This is a genomic window from Methylosinus sp. shoA, from assembly GCF_059718125.1.
In genome coordinates this window covers 990,019-1,010,749 of record NZ_AP046091.1, presented here as the reverse complement: position 1 = coordinate 1,010,749, position 20,731 = coordinate 990,019, and the positions used below count along the sequence as shown (strand labels likewise).

Here is a 20,731-nt window from a genome sequence, read left to right as displayed (position 1 = left end):
CAGTGACGATGAAACCGAAGATAGGGCTGCGCATGAGCGACGCGCTGCTGATCGTCGATCTGCAGCGCGACTTCTGCACGGGCGGCAAGCTCGAGGTTCCGTATGCCGACGAGATCGTGCCGATCATCAACGGGCTCTCCGACGAGGCGCGGGCGGCCGGCGCGCTGGTCGTCGCCTCGCGCGATCTGCATCCGCCCGATCACCAGAGCTTCCGGGCTTTCGGCGGAGAATGGCCGCAGCATTGCGTGCGCGGCACGCCAGGGGCGGAGCTGCACCCGGGCTTGCGGCTGCCGCCCGGCGCGCTGTTCGTCGCCAAGGCGCGGCGCGCCGAGCGCGAGCAGGCCTCCGTCTTCGACGCCACGGGCCTCGCCGAGGAGCTGCGCCGGCGCGCCATCGAGCGGATCTTCGTCGTCGGCGTCGCCGAGGACGTCTGCGTGAAGGCGAGCGCGATCGAGGCCGCGCGGCTCGGCTTCGAGGTCCATGTGCTGCGCGCCGCGACGCGGCCGGTCACGCCCGAAGGCGGCGAGACGGCGCGCGCCGAAATGCGCGCCGCCGGGGTGAGCGTGATCGAGGCGACGTGACGCCCCATATCGTAGAGGGCGCCGGCCCCGGCGCCCAGTCGCGAGGATGTGAGCCATGCCGGACATCAATACGGACAAGGTTTGTTTCGTCATCGTCAAGGCGCGGGAGATCGAGGCCGAGGACGAGGGCGTGCAGCCGGACGCCTCCAACCCGTCGGACGACAAATTCGTGAGCGTGCTGACCGAGGAGGGCTATTCGCCCAATCGGCGCGAACTCGCCGAATTCATCGAGGCGATGGACGACGACGAGCAGGCGGATCTGGTCGCGCTGGCCTGGGTCGGCCGCGGCGATTTCACGGCCGAGGAGTGGGACGCCGCCGTCGCGCAGGCGAAGGAGCGGCGCAAGGGGCCGACCTCGAGCTATCTCATCGGCATTCCTCTGCTCGCGAGCTATCTCGAAGCCGGCCTCGACGCCTTCGACGAAGGTTGCGAGGGCTTCGAGGAGGATCGGCTATAGCGCCGATTTCCCCGTTCTTCCGCTCGGGGAGGGCCGATCGTCGGGCAGGGATGACGGCGGCGCGATTCATGTTGGAAATTTCACCTGTCTCTGCCTTATGCTGGGCCTCGAATCGAAGAACTCGGCGAAGGCGGGAGGTGTAATGGAATCGTTCCACTGGGAGGGGTATCGCGAGGCGCTTCTGTTCCTTGCAACGGGCGGGATCATCGCGCCGCTGTTTCACAGGCTGCACATCAGCCCGATCCTCGGCTTTCTGGCCGCCGGCGCCGCGCTCGGGCCGTTCGGTCTCGGCCGTTTCGCGCATGAGCACGAATTTCTCGCTTCGTTCACGCTGAGCGATGTGGAGGGCGTCGCCAAGATCGCCGAATTCGGCCTCGTCTTCCTGCTCTTCATGATCGGGCTCGAGCTGTCCTGGGAGCGTCTCGCCCGCATGCGGCTGCTGGTGTTCGGCCTGGGGCTGGCGCAGGTCGTCGCCTGCGGCGCGGCGCTGTCGGCGATCGCCGTCTATGCGGGCGGCCTCGGGACGGCGCCGGCCATATTGCTCGGCGCGGCGCTCGCCATGTCCTCCACTGCGATCGTCATTCCCGTCCTCGCCGAGCGGCGGCGGCTCAACCGCGCTGCGGGCCGCGCCTCTTTCGCGGTGCTGCTGATGCAGGACCTGATGGTCGCGCCGCTCCTGTTCCTCGTGTCCTTTCTCGCCGATTCCGAGGCGAGCGCGCACGGGCTGCAGTCCCTGCTGGCCTTTCTGCCGGCGCTCGCCGCCATGGGCGGGCTGATCGTGGCCGGCCGGCTGCTGCTGCGGCCATTGTTCCGCCTGGTGGCGACGGCGGAATCGACCGAATTGTTCATGGCCGCCTGCCTGCTGGTCGTCATCGGCTCCGGCGTCGCCAGCGCGGCGGACGGCTTTTCGATGGGGCTCGGCGCCTTCATCGCCGGCCTGCTGCTGGCGGAGACCGAATTCCGCCGCGAGATCGAGGTGACGATCGAGCCGTTCAAGGGCCTGCTGCTCGGATTGTTCTTCGTCTCTGTGGGCGCCGGCCTCGACCTCGGCCGCCTGCTCGGCGATCCGATCCCGATCCTCGCCATCGCCGGCGGACTCATTGCGGTCAAGGCGGCGATCGTGTTCGGCCTCGGCCGCGCCTTCCGCCTCGAGGCGCCGGTGGCGGCGGAGACGGCGCTGCTGCTCGCGCCGGGCGGCGAGTTCGCCTTCATTCTGGTGACGGCGGCGATCACCGGCGGTCTCGTGCCGCAGCGGCTCGGCGGCGACGCCATGCTCGCGGTGACGCTCGGCATGTTCATCGTGCCGACGCTCGGCCGCATCGGCGAGTGGCTGAACCCCGGCAAGCGCAAGCAGGACGTCGAGACGGAATACGCTCATCTCGCGCCGGAGGCCGACATTGCGGCGGGCCGCGTCGTCATCGTCGGCTATGGACGGGTGGGGACGCTGATCGGCGAGATGCTGCGCCGCCACGATATTCCCTTCGTCGCCATCGACAATTCCGTGGGGCTCGTCGCCGCGCGGCGGGACGCCGGCGAAAAGATCTTCTGGGGCAATTGCGCGCGGCGCGAGTTCCTGCTGCGCTGCGGCGTGGCGCAGGCGCGCGCGCTGGTGGTCACGGTGGAGAATGCGCAGGCGGCGGAGGAGATCGTGCGCGTCGCCCATGAGGCGCGCGCCGACATGCCGATCGTCGCGCGGGCGCGCGACGCCTCCCATGCGACGCATCTCTACGAGCTCGGCGCCACCGATGCGATACCGGAGACGATCGAGGCGAGCCTCCAGCTCGCCGAGACGGTGCTGGTCGATGTCGGCGTGCCCATGGGCTATGTGATCGCCTCGATTCACGAAAAGCGCGACGAATTCCGCAAGCTGCTGCAGCCGACCGGCGAGGAGGTGCGCCGCAAGCACGCCGACCGCGCGTCGATCAAGCTGAAGGAGCTGAAGAAGCGCCGCGCGTCTCCGGCGCCGCGGGAGCAGGAGGAAGGCTGACCAGGGGCCCGAGGACCGGCGCCGGGGGGGGGGCCTCATCGAGGCCTCGGCGTGATCTCCGCGCCTTTCCATGCTATCGTCTCCCCATCTCGCGGGAGGCGGACATGTCCTATCGCGCCAAGCTCGCTCTGTTGACGGCGGCGATCTTCGTCGGCCTGTCGCTCGCGGTCGCGAACATCGTCGCCAAAATCGAGTTTCTGATGTCGCTGGGGGTGGAATAGCGCGTCGCCGACGACGGTTTCGGGAAAGCCGCTGCGCATGGCATAAGGGCCGCGCGCAACGACCCGAAAGCCCCCGATGATACGCCTCGAGACCATCAGCAAGCAGAACGGCCAGCAGCTCCTCTTCGTCGAAGCCTCGGCGGCGCTCCTTCCCGGCGAGAAGGTCGGGCTCGTCGGCCCCAATGGCGCCGGCAAGACGACCTTGTTCCGCATGATAGCGGGAGAGGAGCGGCCGGACGAAGGACAAGTGTCGGTCGATCGCGGCGTCACCATCGGCTATTTCGACCAGAATGTCGGCGAGATGGCCGGCCGCAGCGCCGTCGCCGAGACGATGGACGGCGCCGGCCCGGCGAGCGCGGTCGCTGCCGAGCTGGCGCGGCTCGAGGCCGCAATGGCCGACCTGGATCAAGCCGAAAATTTCGACGAGATCCTCGAGCGCTATGGCGAGGCGCAGGCGCGTTTCGAGGAGCTGGACGGCTATGCGCTGGAGGGACGCGCAAGGGAGGCGCTGGCCGGGCTCGGCTTCTCCGAGGAGATGATGGACGGCGACGTCGGCGCCCTCTCGGGCGGCTGGAAGACGCGCGTCGCTCTGGCGCGCATATTGTTGATGCGGCCGGACGTCATGCTGCTCGACGAGCCGAGCAACCATCTCGATATCGAGAGTCTCATCTGGCTCGAGGGATTTTTGAGAGGCTATGGCGGCGCGCTGCTGATGACCTCGCACGACCGCGAATTCATGAACCGCATCGTCGGCAAGATCATCGAGATCGACGGCGGCCAGCTCACCACATACTCCGGCGATTACGAATTCTACGAGCGCCAGCGCGCGCAGAACGAGGAGCAGCAGCAGGCGCAGTTCGAGCGCCAGCAGGCGATGCTGGCGAAGGAGATCAAATTCATCGAGCGCTTCAAGGCGCGCGCCTCGCACGCGGCGCAAGTGCAGAGCCGGGTGAAGAAGCTCGAGAAGATCGACCGCGTCGAGCCGCCGCGGCGGCGCAAGCAGGTCGCCTTCGAATTCGCGCCGGCGCCCCGCTCGGGCGAGGAGGTGGCGACACTCGCCGATGTGCACAAGCGCTATGGCTCGCGCAGCATCTACGAAGGGCTGGATTTCCAGGTGCGGCGCAAGGAGCGCTGGTGCGTGATGGGCGTCAACGGCGCCGGCAAATCGACATTGCTGAAGCTGGTCGCGGGCGCGGTGGCGCCGGATGCGGGCTCGGCGACGCTCGGCGCCAATGTGAAGATGGGCTATTTCGCCCAGCACGCGATGGAGCTGCTCGACGGCGATCGCAGCGTGTTCGAATGTCTGGAGGACTCCTTTCCGCAAGCGGGCCAGGGCTCGCTGCGGACGCTCGCCGGCTGCTTCGGCTTTTCCGGCGACGATGTGGAGAAGAAGTGCCGCGTTCTCTCGGGCGGCGAAAAGGCGCGTCTGGTGATGGCCAAGATGCTCTACGACCCGCCGAATTTTCTGGTGCTGGACGAGCCGACGAACCATCTGGACCTCGGCACCAAGGAAATGCTGGTCGCGGCGCTGGCCTCCTATGAGGGCGCGATGCTGTTCGTCTCCCACGACCGGCGCTTCCTGGCGGCGCTGTCGAACCGCGTGCTGGAGCTGACGCCGGAAGGGGTGCATCGGTATGGCGGGGGGTATGTGGAATATGTGACGCGCACTGGAAGAGAGGCGCCGGGGGTGCATGGGTGAGGGTGGGAAAGCCCAGATATTGCTCGAGGACCTCGGGCGTCGTAGATACCTCGCGCCTTCTCGATCGCGAATACGCCGATGCCGGGGGCGTGGACCCGATGTCGAGCCGGCTTTATGGTTATGGTTCGTCGGGAGTCCCGTCCCGTCGCTTTGCCGAACGCCCGGCTTGACGGAGGCCTCGTTCCGCCCCACCAAGGGCGCAGCCCAAGGGGGAGCCCGAGGATGACCGACGCGAGCGAAACCGCACTTCCCGAACCTGTCGCCGCCGAGCCGGCGCCGCGCCACAGGACTTACGCGGTCGTGATCGGCCGCGGCGCCGCTGCCGTCACTGTCGGCGGCGGCGCGCCCATCGTCGTGCAATCCATGACCAATACCGACACGGCCGATGTCGAATCGACCGTGGCTCAGGTGGAGGCGCTGGTCCGCGCCGGCTCGGAGCTGGTGCGCGTGACCGTCGACCGCGACGAGGCCGCCGCCGCGGTCCCGCATATCCGCGACCGGCTGGCGCAGAAGGGGATCGAGGTCCCGCTGGTCGGCGACTTCCATTACATCGGCCACAAGCTCCTCGCCGATCATCCCGCCTGCGGCGAGGCGCTCGCCAAATATCGGATCAATCCCGGCAATGTCGGCTTCAAGGAGAAGAAGGACCGGCAATTCGCCTCCATCGTCGAGCTGGCGATAAAGCACGGCAAGGCGGTGCGCATCGGCGCCAATTGGGGCTCGCTCGACCAGGAGCTGCTGACCCATCTGATGGACATCAACGCCAAGGCGGCGGCGCCGCTCGACATGCGCGCGGTGACGCGAGAGGCGCTCGCCCGCTCCGCGCTGCTCTCGGCCGAGCGCGCCGAGGAGATCGGCCTCTCGCGCGACAAGATCGTCATTTCGGCCAAGGTTTCGGCGGTTCAGGACCTCATCGCCGTCTATCGCATGCTGGCCGAGCGCAGCGATTACGCGCTGCATCTCGGCCTCACCGAGGCCGGCATGGGCTCGAAGGGCGTCGTCGCCTCGGCGGCGGCGCTCGGCGTGCTGCTGCAGGACGGCATAGGCGACACGATCCGCGTCTCGCTGACGCCCGAGCCCGGCGGCGACCGCGCCAACGAGGTGCGCGTCGCGCAGGAAATCCTGCAGACCATGGGCTTCCGCACTTTCGTGCCGCTGGTCGCCGCCTGCCCCGGCTGCGGGCGCACCACCTCGACCGTGTTCCAGGAGCTCGCGCGCGACATTCAGTCCCATATTCGCGAGCGCATGGCCGTGTGGCGGCGGCAATATCCGGGCGTCGAGACCCTGAATGTCGCGGTGATGGGCTGCATCGTGAACGGGCCGGGCGAATCGAAGCACGCCGACATCGGCATCTCCCTGCCCGGCACCGGCGAGGCTCCGACGGCGCCCGTGTTCATCGACGGCAAGAAGGCGATGACCTTGCGCGGCGAGGGCATCGCGGAAGAATTCACCCGCATCGTCGATGATTACGTGCTCCGCCGCTTCGGCGGCGCGGCGGAGGGCGAAGCCGCGGAGTGACGCTGCGCCGAAAACAGTCCCTTCACCCCGAGGAGGCCCCGAAGGGGCCGTCTCGAAGGGTGGGCCGCCCCACCCCGCCTCATGGGCATCCTTCGAGGCTTCTTGCGTTCCGCAAAAAGCGCCTCAGATGGAGGGAGCCGAAGTTGCGGCGAACGCGACTTCATTACCGATCGATAGCGATCTCCACCGTCCCCACGCCCTCGATCTCGCCGGCGAGGCGATCGCCGCGAACGATCGGCCCGACGCCGGCGGGCGTGCCGGTGAAGATCAGATCGCCGGGCTCGAGCCGCACGAATTGCGAGAGAATGGCGATGATCTCGGCGACGCTCCAGATCATCTCGGAAAGATCGGCGTCCTGACGCGTCGCGCCATTCACCGCCAGCTCGATGCGGCCGGCGCGTGGATGGCCGATGCGCGCGGCGGGCGCGATGGCGCCGAGCGGCGCCGAATTGTCGAAGCCTTTCGAGAGATCCCAGGGCCGTCCGGCCTTGCGCGCCTCCGATTGCAGATCGCGGCGGGTGAGGTCGATCCCCACCGCATAGCCGAACACATGCTCGAGCGCCGCCTCTCCGGCGATGTCGGCGCCGCCGCGCGCGAGCGCTGCGACCAGCTCGATCTCATGATGCAGATCGCCGGTGCGCGGCGGATAGGGAATGGTCGCTCCGCCGGCGACGACGGCGTCGGCGGGCTTCGTGAAGAAGCAGGGCGCCTCGCGGGCCGGATCCCCGCCCATCTCGCGCGCATGGGCGGCGTAGTTCTGGCCGACGCAGAAGATGCGTCGCACCGGAAAGCGCCGCGTCTCTCCCGCGATCGCGACCGACGGCGGAGTTTGCGGCGGAAACAGAAATTCGCTCATCGCGCGCCTCACAAATAGCCGAGCCACCAGTCGCGCCGGCGCCGCTTCACGCCGGCGAACCAGGCGCAGGCCGGATAGATCGCCGCCATGACGACGATCCAGGCGACATAGGCGCCGGCGAGGCCGACGCCGAAATTTTCCGGCGGCCCGGAGCCGGGTTCGAGCCCCTTCAGATCGACGCCCTTCAATGTCTCGACGATGAAGGCGGCGACCAGGATCACATAGAGATGCAGAACATAAGCGAAGAACGGCGTGCGGCCGAAGGTCGAGAGCACGCGTCCGGCGGCGCCGTCGAGCCGCTCCAGCGCCGGCAGGAGCAGCAGGCCGACGCCGAGCGTGACCAGCGCATAGAGCAGGGACGGAGGATATTTGGTGACGTTCAGAAAGGAGAGCGCCGTCCGTATGGAATCGGGATAGCTCGTCCAGAGCCGCGCGTCGCCGTAGATATTCGCCGCGCGCAATGAAACGAAAAGGGCGAGCGCGGCGAGGCCGAGCGCGGTCAGCGCACGGGCGCGGCGCTCCGCGGGCCACAGCAACACCGGGCCGAGCCCATAGCCGACGAAGATGACGCCGATCCACGGCAGGATCGGATAATAGATTTGGCCGCGCAGGCCGAAGGGCAGCGGCCCCTGCTCGTGCAGGATGTTCCACAGCGGCGCAAACTCGCCGAGTTGCCGGGCATGCACGCCGTCGAGCAGATTATGCGCCGCGAGGATCGCGGCGCCGATCGCCAGAGCCGCGGAGCTCGGCAAGAATACGAAGGCGGAGAGGGCGATCATGCCGCAGCCGATCGCCCATAGCGTGCCGAGCTCGATCGCGCCGGAGCCGAGCGTCCACACCGGGCTGACGACGAAGGCGTCGACGACGATCAGCCAGAGGCCGCGCGTCCACAGGAAGCGCGACGATGCGCGCGGATCATCGGGCGCGCGGCCGTGCAGATAGGCCGAGACGCCGGCGAGAAAGGTGAAGATCGGCGCGCAGAAATGGGTGACGAAGCGGGTGAGGAACAGCGCCGGATAGGTGCGGTCGAGATCGGTCGGATCGAAGCGCAGCGCGTCGCCGTCGAAGAAGTCGCGCACATGGTCGAGCGCCATGATCACGATGACGAGGCCGCGCAGCCGGTCGATGGACGGAAGTCGCGCGCCCGCCGCGAGCGCGGCGACCGGCTGCGCCGCGACGCAGGGGCGCGTTTCCGCTACGTCTCTCATGCAGGCGCCCGCAGCACATTCTTCGCGAAAGCTTCACGAATCGCCTCCTCGTTCAGCTTGCGGCCGATGAAGACGAGCCGCGAGGAGCGCGGCTCGTCCTCGCGCCATTCGCGCTGCAGATCGCCGTCGAGGATCATGTGCACGCCCTGGAAGACGAAGCGGCGCGGCTCGTTCTCGAAAGCGACGATGCCCTTGCAGCGCAGAATATCGGCGCCTTCCGTCTGCACGAATTCGTTGAGCCAGGGCACGAAGAGCTCGGGGTCGACCTCGCCCTCGTGACGGATCGACACCGAACGCATCTCCTCGTCGTGATAATGCTTCAGGCCATGCTCGTGCTCGTGATGATGGGCATGGTCATGATGATGATCGTGTCCGCAGCCGGGCCCGCACTCGTGATCATGCTCGTGATGATGATCATGATCGTGGCGATCGCGATCCTCCGCCGCGAGGAAATGCGGCTCGATCTCGAGGATGCGTTCGAGATCGAACGCCTTGCGCTCGAGCACCGCATCCAGCGGCACCGCGGCCTTCACCGTGCGATGCAGCGTCGCGTAAGGATTGATGGCGCGAATGCGCCCCTCGACCTCGGCGAGTTCTTGCCCCGTGACGAGATCGGTCTTGTTCAGCACGATCACATCGGCGAAGGCGATCTGATTCTTCGCCTCGGGCGCGTCGGCGAGGCGCCGGGCCAGGAATTTGGCGTCCGCGAGCGTGACCACGGCGTCGAGCCGCGCCGCCTCCTTCACATCGGCGTCGACGAAGAAGGTCTGCGCCACCGGCGCCGGATCGGCGACGCCTGTCGTCTCGACGATGATCGCGTCGAACTTGCCGCGCCGCTTCATCAGCCCCTCGATGATGCGGATGAGATCGCCGCGCACGGTGCAGCAGATGCAGCCGTTGTTCATCTCGAAGATTTCCTCGTCCGCGCCGACGACGAGGTCGTTGTCGATGCCGATCTCGCCGAATTCGTTGACGATGACGGCGTAGCGGCGCCCGTGCGGCTCGGTGAGGATGCGGTTGAGAAGCGTCGTCTTGCCGGCGCCGAGATAACCGGTGAGGACGGTGACGGGAATCTTGTCGGTCAAGGCGAATATCTCCTATTGCGCCGGCGCCGCGCCCTTCTTCAGCGCGTCGCGCATCTTCATCAGCTCCTGCATATTCATATGGCCGCCGCCGAACCCGCCCGGGCGCCCCGGCATGACGATGTCGCCGGCCTTTTGTCCCGGCTTGCACGGGCCGAGCCATTTGGCCTCCATCGCCATGTCGGCGGAGGCGAGATTATGGAGCGGCGGCGCATAGGCGACATGCAGCTCGGCGCGATAGGCCGAATCGAAGCTGCCCGTGAACGTCCCGTCCGTCGTCGCCACGGTCCGCTCGAACTTGCAGACGGAGTGGACGCGAAAAGCGTCGCCGTCGCGTGTGAAGCTCATGCTGTCGCATTTCTGCTCCTGCCCGGCGAGACGCTGGCGCATCAGATCGTCGCTCTTCTCGTCGACGCAGGTCTCGATCGCCCCGAGCGGCGACGGCTTGCCCCCCATCGTCTGCTCGATCCGCCAGAGTCCGGATTTTCGCCGCGGGGGCTCGTCCGCCGCATGCGCGGCCGAAACGACGCAGGACAGGCAGCAGAGGGAAAGGGCGAAGCGATTTTGCATGGCGAAGCTCCGAAGGCGCTCATCGCGCCCTCGTCACTATAATCGAAATTTCGCCAAAAAAGGCCGTCGCCTCACGGGGCGAGCGCGGCGGTCAGCTGCTTCACATTGTGCCGCATCATCTGGACATAGGTGGGGGCGGGCCCCGCCATGTCGGAGAGGGCGTCGGAATAGAGCGCGCCGCCGATCTTGGCGCCCGTCTCTGCGGCGATGCGCTGGACGAGGCGCGGGTCCACGATGTTTTCGAGGAAGATCGCCGCCACCTTGCGCGCGCGCGCGGCGTCGATGATGCGGGCGATGTCGCGCGCGCTCGGCTCCGCCTCGGTCGAGACGCCTTCCGGGGCGATGAACTCCACGCCATAGCGCGCTGCGAAATAGCCGAAGGCGTCATGGGTCGAGACGACGCGGCGGCGGCTCTTCGGAACCGCTTCGATCGCGGCCTTGATCTCGGCGTCGAGCGCGCCGAGCCGCTCGAGATATTGCTCCGCATTGGCCCGGAAGACGTCGGCCGCCTCCGGATCGGCCTCGACCAGCGCATCGCGGATGTTGGCGACGTAGATCTTGGCGGCGGCCACATTCTGCCAGGCGTGCGGGTCGAGCCCCTCTATGTCCTTGCGCGGCGTGACGCCGCGGCTCGCGGTGACGATCTTGGCTTTCGTCTTGGACGCGGCGATGAGCCGGTCGATCCAGCCCTCGAAGCCGAGCCCGTTGACGAAGACGAGCTTGGCGCCGGCGATGCGGCGGCCGTCCTTCGGCGTCGGCTGATAGACATGGGCGTCGCCATTGGGTCCGACGATCGTCGCGAGATCCAGGCGATGGCCGCCGACCTCGGCGACGAGATCGCCGAGAATGGAGAAGCTCGCGACCACGGGCAGATGCGGCGGCGTCTGCGCCCGCGCGGGCGGAGCGGCGAGGGCCAGCGCGCCGGCGGCGAGCAACTCGCGGCGGCTCGGCCCGCTGCGCGGGAGGCGGGGCGCATCGCAATGCTTCGACATAGGTCACCCCTCCAAATGGCGGCGCGGCCGGCGAAGACGCATGACGCCGCCGGTCCGGCCGAAAATCAGCGACAGAAAATAGGCGCCTCCGGCCATGAGAATGATGACCGGCCCGGCCGGCAGGCCGGTGCGAAACGACAATACGAGTCCGAAATAAGAGGCGGCGGCGCCGATCGCGCCCGCGAGCGGCAGCGTCCGGGTGAGATCCTGCGTCCAAAGCCGCGCCGAGGCCGCCGGCAGCATGATGACGCCGACCGCCATCAGCGTGCCGAGCGCATGGAAGCCGGCGACGAGATTGAGCACGACCAGCGCCAGAAAGGCGAAGGGAATAGCCTCGCCCAGCGGGCCGACGCGCCGCGCGAAGACGGGATCGAGCGTGTCGAGCGCGAGCGCCCGATAGAAGACGGCGAGGGCGAGCAGTGTGAAGCTCGCGATCGCGGCGAGGAAAATCAGCGTCTGATCGTCGAGCGCCAGCGCCGAGCCGAACAGCACATGCAGCAGGTCGATATTGGAGCCCTTGAGCGAGACGAGGGCGACGCCGAGCGCCAGGGAGACGAGATAAAAAGCGGCGAGCGAGGCGTCCTCGCGCAGAGCCGTGAATCGTGCGGCGGCGCTGGAGACGACGGCGACGGCCAGTCCGGCCGCGAGGCCGCCGAGCGTCATGGCCGGCAGAGAGAGGCCGCAGACGAGATAGCCGAGCGCCGCGCCCGGCAGAATGGCGTGCGAGAGCGCGTCGCCGGCGAGCGACATGCGCCGCAGGATCAGGAAGACGCCGAGCGGGCTGCCCGAGATCGCCAGAGCGACGCCGCCGACCAGCGCCCGGCGCATGAACTCGTAATCCGCGAAAGGCGCGATGAACAGCTCATACAGCATGAACGGCCTCGTCGCGCCGGCACTCCTGCGCCTCGCGGTCGAAGGCCTCGACCATGCGGCTCGCCTCGGCGAGGCGGCTGTCGGACAGAGCCTCTCGCGTCGGTCCCCAGAAGACAAGCTCGCGCGCGAGCAGCAATGTCTGAGGAAAGACGCGGCGCGCGAGCTCGAGCTCGTGCAGCACGGCCACGACCGTGCGGCGCTCCTCGCGCCAGCGGGCGATGATCTTCACGAGATCGTCGATGGTCCGCGCGTCGATCGCGCCAAAGGGCTCGTCGAGCAGGATGACGGGACGATCCTCGACGATGAGCCGCGCGAACAGCGCCCGCTGCGTCTGGCCGCCCGAGAGGGCGCCGAGCTGGCGGTCCTCGAAGCCTACGAGGCCCACCGCGGCGATGGCCGCCTCGACGCGCTCATGCTCGCGGCGGTCCATGCCGCCGAAGAAGCCGATGCGCCGCGTGGCGCCGGTGGCGACGAAATCGAAAACATCGATCGGGAAGGCGAGGTCGATCTCCGCCGCCTGCGGCAGAAAGGCGATGTCGCGCAGCGACAGGCCTTCGTGCAGGATGCGGCCGCCGATCGGCTTCAGCAGTCCGGCGAGGCCTTTGAGAAGAGTGGATTTGCCGGCGCCGTTGGGCCCGCAGACGGCGAGCGCCGCCGCCGGCCCGATGACGCCGGTCAGATGATGCGCCGCCGGCCGGCGCTCATAGCCGAGCGTCACATTGTCGAGGCGGATCACGCCCGCGCTCATGCGCCGCCCCGGGACAAGGCCCAAAAGACGCCCGCCCAGAGCAGGGCGACGACGACCGCCGCGCCGGCCAGCCGCTCGCCGGACGACAGGCGCAGAATCGAGATACGCTCCAGGCGCCGATGCGCATGGGCCTCGGCCCGGGCGGTCTTTCCGAGAAGCGCCATTGGCGAGCGTGTCATATCGCCACGTTATAATATTACGCTCGGTGACGGCAAGCGCCGATCGGCGTCAGCGCGCCGCCTTCGGCACCAGGATCACCCGGAAGTCGTTCACATTGGTGCGCGTCGGGCCGGTGACGACGAGATCGCCGAGCTTTTCGAAAGCCGTATAGGCGTCGTTATTGGCGAACAGCGCCTTGAGGTCGACGCCCTGCGCCGCCGCGCGGGCGAAGGAATCGGCGGTCATGATCGCGCCGGCGTTGTCCTCGCTGCCGTCTATGCCGTCGGTGTCGCAGGCGATGGCGGAGATTCCGCCGAAGCCCTCGAGCGCGAGCGTCAGCGCGAGCAGGAATTCGGCGTCGCGCCCGCCCTTGCCCTTGCCGCGCACGGTGACCGTGGTCTCGCCGCCGGAGATGATGGCGGCGGGCGGCGCGATCGGCTGCGCATGGCGGGCGATCTGCCGCGCAATGCCGGCGTGGACCAGCGCGACGTCGCGCGATTCGCCCTCGAGATCGCCGAGGATCAGCGGCGCGAAACCGGCCTTGCGCGCCACTTCGGCGGCCGTGTCCAGCGAGCCTTGCGGCGTCGCGACGAGGATGTTCTCGACACGATCGAAGATCGTATCGCCGGGCTTGGGCGTCTCGCAATCGGGCTTCGCCAGATGCGCGAGCACGGCGGCCGGCGCGTCGATCTCATATTTGGCGATGACGGCGAGCGCGTCCTCGCGCGTCGTCGGGTCCGGCGCGGTGGGTCCGGAGGCGATGACTGAGAGATCGTCGTTCGGCACGTCGGAGATCAGCAGCGCGACGACCCTGGCGGGCGCCGCGGCGCGCGCGAGGCGGCCGCCCTTGATCGCCGAGAGATGCTTGCGCACGCAATTCATCTCGGAGATGGTGGCGCCGCTCTTCAGCAGCGCCTTGTTGACCGCCTGCTTTTCTTCGAGCGTCACGCCCTCGGCCGGCAGCGCCATCAGCGCCGAGCCGCCGCCGGAGATGAGCGCGAGGACGAGGTCGTTCTCCGTGAGACCCTGCACCTTCTCGAGGATGCGGCCCGCGGCGGCGCGGCCCGCGGCGTCCGGCACGGGATGCGAGGCCTCGATCGCCTCTATGCGCGACGTCGGCGCGCCATGCTCATAGCGCGTGACGACGAGTCCCTCGAGCGGATGCGGCCAATGCTGTTCGACCGCCGCGGCCATAGCGGCCGCCGCCTTGCCCGCGCCGACGACGATGGTGCGCCCCTTGGGCGGCGCGATCTTCTCGATATAGGCCGGCAGGCAGACGGACGGATGCGCCGCGCCGACGGCGGCGTCGAACATGGCGCGGAGAAGCGTGCGGTGGTCGTCGGACATTATCTACGCCTTCGGTGTTCTCCCTTCTCCCGCCTGCGGGAGAAGGTGGCCCGGCGAAGCCGGGTCGGATGAGCGTTCTCGATGATTTGCGATCGTCCTGATCGCCTCCCGAATCCGTTCCAGTGGAATATTCCCGCCGCCGATGACGAGATCATTGTCGAGACGGAGGACATGGTAGCCCTGTTCACGCAGCCAGCGGTCGCGGATCGCGTCGTGGCGGCGTTGGTTTTCATCTTCGTGCAGTCGGCCGTCGAGCTCGACGATCAGCCTGTGTTCGACACAGAGGAAATCCGCGATATAGTTCCCGATCGGGACTTGCCGCCGGAACTTCAGCCCGTCGAGCGCCGAGCCGCGCAGAGAGCGCCGGAGGATTTCCTCCGCATTCGTCATCTCGCGCCGGAGCCTTTTCGCGAAGGCGGTCTTCGACTTCGAGACTCGCGCCGGCACGAAGCGCCCTCATCCGACCCGGCTTCGCCGGGCCACCTTCTCCCGCAGAGCGGGAGAAGGAAACGCGCCCGACGATCCCGCCTTACGACGCCGCGATCTGGTTCGCCTTGTCGATCAGCGCCTGCGCCATGCGGATGCTGGCGATGTCGATCAGGCGGCCGTCGAGAGACACGGCGCCGCGGCCTTCTTTCGCCGCCTGCTCCATCGCCTCGAGAATGCGGCGGGCCTTCTTCACTTCCGCCTCGGACGGCGTGAACACCTGGTTCGCCAGTTCGATCTGAGAAGGGTGGATCGCCCATTTGCCCTCGAAGCCCAGCACCGCCGCGCGCTTCGCCGCGGCGATATAGCCGTCCGGATCGCCGAAATCGCCGAAGGGGCCGTCGATCGGACGCAGGCCATAGGCGCGCGCCGCGACGAGGAAGCGCGTCTGCGCCGCATGCCACTGGTCGGCCCAGTAATATTGGCGATTGCCCTCGGCGTCCTTGTCGGTCAGCACGCCGTAATCGGGGTTCACGCCGCCGATGACGGTGGTGCGGGCGCGGGTCGAGGCCGCATAATCGGCGACGCCGAAGGAGAGCGCCTCGTTGCGCTTCGACGCCTGGGCGATCGCCTCGACATTGGCCATGCCGAGCGCGGTCTCGATCAGGAGCTCGAAGCCGATGCGCTTGGTGCGCTTCTTATACTGCTCGATCTGCGTGACCAGCATGTCGATCGCGTAGACGTCCTGCGGCACGCCGACCTTCGGAATGAGGATGACGTCGAGACGCGGGCAGTTCTCGACCACGTCCACCACGTCGCGATAGGCGTAATGCGTGTCGAGGCCGTTGATGCGCAGCGTCAGGGTCTTGCTGCCCCAATCGATCTCGTTGAGGCCCTGGATGATGTTCTTGCGCGCCTGCTCCTTATCGTCCGGAGCCACGGCGTCCTCGAGGTCGAGGAAGACCTGGTCGGCCTTGGAGGCGGCGGCCTTCTCGAACATGCCCGGAGCAGAGCCCGGAACGGCCAGCTCGGAGCGATGGAGGCGCGGCGTGGCCTGCTCGATCAAAGTGAAGCTCATGATCTCTTTCCTTTCCCTCTGTAAGTGACTAGCCGGTCGCGCCGAGGCCGGCGGCGACGCAGCTGATCGACAGCAGCAGCGCCGATTTGTATTCCTCCTTCAGCGCTTCTTCTTCCGTGGTGCGGAACAGGCGCAGCAATTCGACCTGCTCGCGGTTGACTTCATTGATCGTGGCGAGCCGGTGAGCGAGCCGCGTCTGATAATCGGCGAAGCGCTCGCCGATCTCGCCGCCGCCGGTGACGCGCAGCACGCTCTCGCAAGTGAGGTGATATTCCGCCTCGATCGCCGAGAAGATCTTCTTGCGCACGGCTTCGTCCGCGACGAGCCCGGCATATTGCCGCGCGATGGAGAGATCGACGAGCGCCAGCGTCTTCTCCACCTCGTCGAGGATGAGGCGGAAGAGGCGCGAATCCTCGAACATGCGATGCAGAAGCTGCAATCCCCGCTCGCCGCGCACCTCGACGAAGCTCGCGAGCCCCGAGCCGACGCCGTACCAGCCGGTGATCGCATGACGGTTCTGCGCCCAGGCGAAGACCCAGGGAATGGCGCGCAGATCCGCGAGGCTGCGCGCGCCGAAGCGGCGCGCCGGACGCGAGCCGATATTGAGCAGCGAGATTTCCTCGAGCGGGCTCGCCGCCTGGAAATAGGCGACGAGATCGGGATCGGCGACGAGCTTGCCGTAAGCCGCGAGCGAGGCGCCAGACAAAGCCTCGAGCGCGTCGTCGAATTCCGCGCGAGGGACGAGGGCGTCCTCGCGCTCGGACTTCAGCGCATGGGCGAAGACGCTGCTCGCGAGCAGCTCCATCTGATAGGCCGCCGTGCCGCGATTGGCGTATTTGAAGGAGACGACCTCGCCCTGCTCCGTCACGCGAAAGCGCCCGCGAATCGAGCCCGCCGGCTGCGCGGCGATGGCGTGGCCGGTCGGCGCGCCGCCGCGGCTCACCGAGCCGCCGCGGCCGTGGAAGAAGGCGATGGCGACGCCCAATTCCTCGCCGAGGCGCGTCAGCTTCGATTGCGCTTTCGCGAGCTCCCAGTTCGACGACATGAAGCCGCCGTCCTTGTTGGAGTCGGAATAGCCGATCATCACCTCTTGCACATTGCCCTGCCAGCGCGTGCTGCGGCGCACGACCGGCACGCGCAGGAGCTCGCGCATGATGACGGGCGCGGCGCGCAGATCGCCGATCGTCTCGAATAGGGGAACGATCGGCAATGTGCAGAGCTCGAGGCCGGCTTCGTCGAGGAAGAGACCGCCCTCCTTGGCGAGCACATAGGCGCCGAGCACGTCGGCGACCGAATGCGTCATCGAGAGGATGAAGCTGCCGAAGGCTTCGCGATCGAGCCGCGAGCGCATGTCCGCGACGAGCGCGAACATGTCGAGCGTGTCCTGCGACTCGGGCGCGAGCCCCGAAAGAGGGACGCCGGTGCGCGGCTGCGCCAGCTCGGCGAGAAGCCAGGCCTGCCATTCCGCCGATTCCTCGGCGGGGGCGTCCTCGCCGGTCTTCGCGCGATGAATGTCGCGCAGCGCATTGTTGGTGCGCGTCGTGTTCTCGCGCAGATCGAGACGCACGGTGCTGAAACGAAAAATCTCCACGGCGCGGCGCACGGGCCGCACCAGATCGCCGGCGAGCGTCGGACTGCGGCTGTCGATCAGTCCCTGCTCGAGCACGCGCAGGTCATGAATCAGCTCATCCGCATTCGCATAGCGCGGCTTGCCCTGCGGCTCGCCCTTGGTCGCGGCGATCGTCTCGTCGAGCTTGCGCAGCACGCAAGTGAGATATTGGCGGAAGGCTTCGCCGTGATTGCGGGTTTTGATCTTGTCGGCGTCCTCGAGCTGCGCGAGCTGCGCCTCGAGCGCCTCGCGGAACGACGCCGGAATCGTGACCGAGCCCTCGCTGATCGACAGCACGCGCACGAGATCGAGAACGCGCTGGCGGTAATAGCCGAGGCTCGCGAGCGCGTTGACGATCATCGTCTCGCGCGTCACGGCGTTGGTGACGAAAGGATTGCCGTCGCGGTCCCCGCCGATCCAGGAGCCGAATTGGAAGAAGGGCGTGATGTCGAAACGCTCGTTCGGATAATGGCTCGCGAGCGCGCTCTCGAAGGCGGCGAGCATTTCCGGCGCGAGATCGAAGATGTTCTCGGCGAAGAAATGCAGGCCCCAGGCGACCTCGTGCTCGACGGTCGGCTTCTCGAGATGCAATTCGCCGGTGAGCCACAAGAGCTCGATCTGGTCGCGCACGGCGGCCATGCGGGCGGCGCGCTCGCGATCGGTCCAGCGCGAGGATTCGAGCTCCTTCAGGAGGAGATAGATTTTCCGGTTCTTCTCGAGGACGGTGACGCGCTTGGCCTCGGTCGGATGAGCGGTGATCACCGGCCTTATGCGCAACGACTTCAGCTGCGAGCGGATTTCATCCGCCGTTACGCCGGTCTCGGCGGCGTCGGCCAGCACATGGGCGAAGGAGCCGAGCAGCTCCTCACGACCCTTGGCGCGCTCGATCGTGCGGCGCCGGCGCATGGCCGACGCCTGCTCGGCGATCGAGAGCAGCTGGAACCATATGCCCTGCGCCTGCAACGCGCGGCCGAGGAGCGCCGGCGGCAGGCCGGCGGAGGAGCCGAAGCCGCGCAGCACCGGAGCGATCTCCGGCTGATGGCGCTTCACCACGTCGACGAGCTGATCGAACAGGAAGGCCGCCGCTTCCTTCACCGATCGCGTCGCGAGCGCCGAAGGAGCGGCGGGCGAAGTCGATCCGGATAAGAAGACCTTCTGGTCGGCGGTCATGCGGAGTTCCTGATTCTCATGGCTGGCGTCTCGTCTCCTCTCCCCGCGAGCGGGGAGAGGCGTCTCGTCACGCACGCTTCAGCACGGAGGCGACGGCCGAACCGAACTCCGCCGGGCTCGGAGCGACGGTGAGCCCGTAGGACTTCATGATCTCGGTCTTCTCCGCGGCGCTGTCGCCGGTCGCCGAGATGATCGCGCCCGCATGGCCCATGCGGCGGCCCTTCGGCGCCGTGAGGCCGGCGACGAAGCCGACCACCGGCTTCGAAAAATTCTCCTTGATCCAGGCCGCGGCCTCGGCCTCCTGGGGTCCGCCGATTTCGCCGATGATCAGCACGGCTTCCGTCTCCGGATCCTGATCGAACAGCACGAGGTGGTCGAGGAAGGACGAGCCGTTGATCGGATCGCCGCCGATGCCGACCGAGGTCGAGATGCCGAGGCCGAGCTCCTTCAACTGCGACGCCGCCTCATAGCCGAGCGTGCCCGAACGCGAGATCAGGCCGACATTGCCTTGGCGGTAGATGTGGCCGGGCATGATGCCGAGCATGGCCTTGCCGGGGCTGATGATGCCGGCGCAGTTCGGCCCCACCATCGTGGGCCGGCGCTCGCGCGGATAGCGCAGGAAATAGCGCTTCACGCGCATCATGTCCTGCGCCGGAATGCCGTCGGTGATGGAGCAGATGAGGCGGATGCCGGCGTCCGCGGCCTCCATGATGGCGTCGGCCGCGAAGGGCGGCGCCACGAAGGTGATGCTGGTCGTCGCGCCCGTCTCCTTCACCGCCTCGCGGACGGTGTCGAAGATCGGCACGCCATGGATGGTCTTGCCGCCCTTGCCCGGAGTGACGCCGGCGACGACATTGCTGCCGTAGTCGATCATCTCCTTGGCGTGGAAACTACCCTTGTCGCCGGTGATGCCCTGGACGAGGATGGGTGTTTTTTCGTCGATCAGAATGCTCATTGTTTCCTCCCGGCCTCGCCGCTCACTTCACGGTGCGCCAGGCGGCGACGGCCTTCTGGGCGGCGTCGGCCAGCGAATCGGCGGTGATGACGTTGATGCCGCTCTCGTCGAGCAGCTTGCGGCCGGCCTCGACATTGGTGCCGGCGAGGCGCACGACGAGCGGCGCGGTGATGTTGGTCGCCTTCACAGCGTCGATGACGCCCTGCGCGACCCAGTCGCAGCGGTTGATGCCGGCGAAGATGTTGACGAGCACCGCCTTCACGTTGTTGTCGGACAGCACGAGGCGGAACGCCGTCGCGACGCGCTCGGCCGAGGCGCCGCCGCCGACATCGAGGAAGTTCGCCGGATTGCCGCCGGCGTGCTTGATCATGTCCATCGTCGCCATGGCGAGTCCCGCGCCGTTGACGATGCAGCCGATCTCGCCGTCGAGACCGATATAGTTCAGCGAATGCTCGGCCGCCTGCGCCTCGCGCGGGTCGGACTGCGAGGGATCGTTCATGTCGACGATGTTGCGGCGGCGAAACAGCGCATTGTCGTCGAACGACATCTTGGCGTCGAGCGCGAGAACCTTGTCGTCCTTGGTGACGACCAGCGGATTGATCTCCAGCATGGTCGCGTCATTGTCGCGGAAGGCGCGATAGGCGCCGAGGATCGACTGCACCGCGCGCGACACCTGCTTGAGGTTCAAGCCCAGCTGGAAGGCGAGTTCGCGCGCCTGGAAGGGCAGGAGGCCGACGGCCGGCTCGACGATGACCTGGAGAATCGCGTCCGGATCGGTCTTGGCGATCTCTTCGATCTCCATTCCGCCGTGTTTCGATGCGATCACGCGCACGCGCTCGAGCTTGCGGTCGAGGACGAATCCCAAATACAGTTCACGCTCGTAGGGGTCGGCGAGCTCGACATAGACGCGCTGCACCGGCTTGCCTTCCGGGCCGGTCTGCTTGGTGACGAGGCGCTTGCCGAGCAGCTCGCGCGCCGCCTGCTGCACTTCGTGATAGGTGCGGCACAGCTTGATGCCGCCCGCCTTGCCGCGCGCGCCGGCGTGAATCTGCGCCTTCACCACCCAATGCGAGCCGCCGAGCTCGGTCGCCGCATAGACGGCCTGGTCGGGGCTGAAGGCGACGGTGCCGGGGGGCACGGCGACGCCGCAGCTCGCCAATAATTCCTTGGCTTGATACTCATGGACGTCCATGTT

General features: G+C 67.6%; 19 protein-coding genes. 5 read left to right on the top strand and 14 right to left on the bottom strand.

The window, feature by feature from the left end; all coding sequences use genetic code 11:
• The first annotated feature begins 8 nt into the window (after positions 1 to 8).
• The 5 genes from AC6IW9_RS04705 to ispG all read left to right on the top strand — a co-directional run bounded on the left by AC6IW9_RS04705 (position 9) and on the right by ispG (position 6,463).
• Positions 9 to 581 carry an isochorismatase family protein gene (locus AC6IW9_RS04705; RefSeq protein ID WP_497769587.1) on the top strand — a complete coding sequence of 191 codons (573 nt, stop codon included), beginning with the start codon at positions 9 to 11 and terminating at the stop codon, positions 579 to 581.
• A gap of 55 nt (positions 582 to 636) precedes the next feature.
• A complete protein-coding gene (locus AC6IW9_RS04700) occupies positions 637 to 1,038 on the top strand; it encodes a DUF3775 domain-containing protein (protein ID WP_497769584.1) in 402 nt (133 codons plus the stop codon).
• A 142-nt stretch (positions 1,039 to 1,180) separates the two neighbouring features.
• A complete protein-coding gene (locus tag AC6IW9_RS04695; protein ID WP_497769582.1) occupies positions 1,181 to 3,025 on the top strand; it encodes a cation:proton antiporter domain-containing protein in 1,845 nt (614 codons plus the stop codon).
• A 297-nt stretch (positions 3,026 to 3,322) separates the two neighbouring features.
• Positions 3,323 to 4,945 carry an ABC-F family ATP-binding cassette domain-containing protein gene (locus AC6IW9_RS04690; protein WP_497769580.1) on the top strand — a complete coding sequence of 541 codons (1,623 nt, stop codon included), beginning with the start codon at positions 3,323 to 3,325 and terminating at the stop codon, positions 4,943 to 4,945.
• A 222-nt stretch (positions 4,946 to 5,167) separates the two neighbouring features.
• The gene (gene ispG / locus AC6IW9_RS04685) at positions 5,168 to 6,463 is read left to right on the top strand and encodes a flavodoxin-dependent (E)-4-hydroxy-3-methylbut-2-enyl-diphosphate synthase (protein ID WP_497769577.1); all 1,296 of its coding nucleotides are present in this window, start codon (positions 5,168 to 5,170) and stop codon (positions 6,461 to 6,463) included.
• Between the two features lie 163 nt (positions 6,464 to 6,626).
• Here the strand turns inward: ispG and AC6IW9_RS04680 are convergent, their stop codons facing one another.
• From AC6IW9_RS04680 to AC6IW9_RS04615, 14 genes are all read right to left on the bottom strand, one after another.
• Complete coding sequence (locus tag AC6IW9_RS04680; RefSeq protein ID WP_497769575.1) at positions 6,627 to 7,319, bottom strand: fumarylacetoacetate hydrolase family protein; 693 nt, start codon at positions 7,317 to 7,319, stop codon at positions 6,627 to 6,629.
• Between the two features lie 8 nt (positions 7,320 to 7,327).
• Positions 7,328 to 8,527: an acetyltransferase domain-containing protein gene (locus AC6IW9_RS04675; RefSeq protein ID WP_497769572.1), complete on the bottom strand. Its 1,200-nt coding sequence runs from the start codon at positions 8,525 to 8,527 to the stop codon at positions 7,328 to 7,330.
• Positions 8,524 to 9,612 (bottom strand): CobW family GTP-binding protein, encoded by a 1,089-nt coding sequence (locus AC6IW9_RS04670; protein ID WP_497769570.1) that lies wholly within the window; start codon positions 9,610 to 9,612, stop codon positions 8,524 to 8,526. Before AC6IW9_RS04670 ends, AC6IW9_RS04675 begins: the two co-directional genes overlap by 4 nt.
• A gap of 12 nt (positions 9,613 to 9,624) precedes the next feature.
• A complete protein-coding gene (locus tag AC6IW9_RS04665; RefSeq protein WP_497769567.1) occupies positions 9,625 to 10,179 on the bottom strand; it encodes a DUF3617 domain-containing protein in 555 nt (184 codons plus the stop codon).
• A gap of 71 nt (positions 10,180 to 10,250) precedes the next feature.
• Entirely contained in the window at positions 10,251 to 11,171 is a 921-nt protein-coding gene (locus AC6IW9_RS04660) for a metal ABC transporter substrate-binding protein (protein ID WP_497769565.1), read from the bottom strand.
• A 3-nt stretch (positions 11,172 to 11,174) separates the two neighbouring features.
• Positions 11,175 to 12,044, bottom strand: coding sequence for a metal ABC transporter permease (locus tag AC6IW9_RS04655; RefSeq protein WP_497769562.1), 870 nt, complete (start codon positions 12,042 to 12,044; stop codon positions 11,175 to 11,177).
• Complete coding sequence (locus AC6IW9_RS04650) at positions 12,034 to 12,792, bottom strand: metal ABC transporter ATP-binding protein (RefSeq protein WP_497769559.1); 759 nt, start codon at positions 12,790 to 12,792, stop codon at positions 12,034 to 12,036. Before AC6IW9_RS04650 ends, AC6IW9_RS04655 begins: the two co-directional genes overlap by 11 nt.
• Positions 12,789 to 12,956: a hypothetical protein gene (locus AC6IW9_RS04645; RefSeq protein WP_497769557.1), complete on the bottom strand. Its 168-nt coding sequence runs from the start codon at positions 12,954 to 12,956 to the stop codon at positions 12,789 to 12,791. Before AC6IW9_RS04645 ends, AC6IW9_RS04650 begins: the two co-directional genes overlap by 4 nt.
• Before the next feature lie 64 nt (positions 12,957 to 13,020).
• Entirely contained in the window at positions 13,021 to 14,298 is a 1,278-nt protein-coding gene (locus AC6IW9_RS04640; protein WP_497769555.1) for a glycerate kinase type-2 family protein, read from the bottom strand.
• A 3-nt stretch (positions 14,299 to 14,301) separates the two neighbouring features.
• Positions 14,302 to 14,745, bottom strand: coding sequence for an endonuclease domain-containing protein (locus AC6IW9_RS04635; RefSeq protein WP_497769551.1), 444 nt, complete (start codon positions 14,743 to 14,745; stop codon positions 14,302 to 14,304).
• An 82-nt stretch (positions 14,746 to 14,827) separates the two neighbouring features.
• Entirely contained in the window at positions 14,828 to 15,802 is a 975-nt protein-coding gene (locus tag AC6IW9_RS04630; protein WP_497769548.1) for an HpcH/HpaI aldolase/citrate lyase family protein, read from the bottom strand.
• 28 nt (positions 15,803 to 15,830) lie between these two features.
• On the bottom strand, positions 15,831 to 18,581 hold the full coding sequence (locus tag AC6IW9_RS04625; RefSeq protein WP_497769546.1) for a phosphoenolpyruvate carboxylase: 2,751 nt from the start codon (positions 18,579 to 18,581) through the stop codon (positions 15,831 to 15,833).
• 67 nt (positions 18,582 to 18,648) lie between these two features.
• Positions 18,649 to 19,536, bottom strand: a complete 888-nt coding sequence (gene sucD, locus AC6IW9_RS04620) for a succinate--CoA ligase subunit alpha (protein WP_497769544.1) — start codon at positions 19,534 to 19,536, stop codon at positions 18,649 to 18,651.
• A 22-nt stretch (positions 19,537 to 19,558) separates the two neighbouring features.
• Entirely contained in the window at positions 19,559 to 20,728 is a 1,170-nt protein-coding gene (locus AC6IW9_RS04615) for a malate--CoA ligase subunit beta (protein WP_497769541.1), read from the bottom strand.
• Positions 20,729 to 20,731 lie beyond the last annotated feature (3 nt).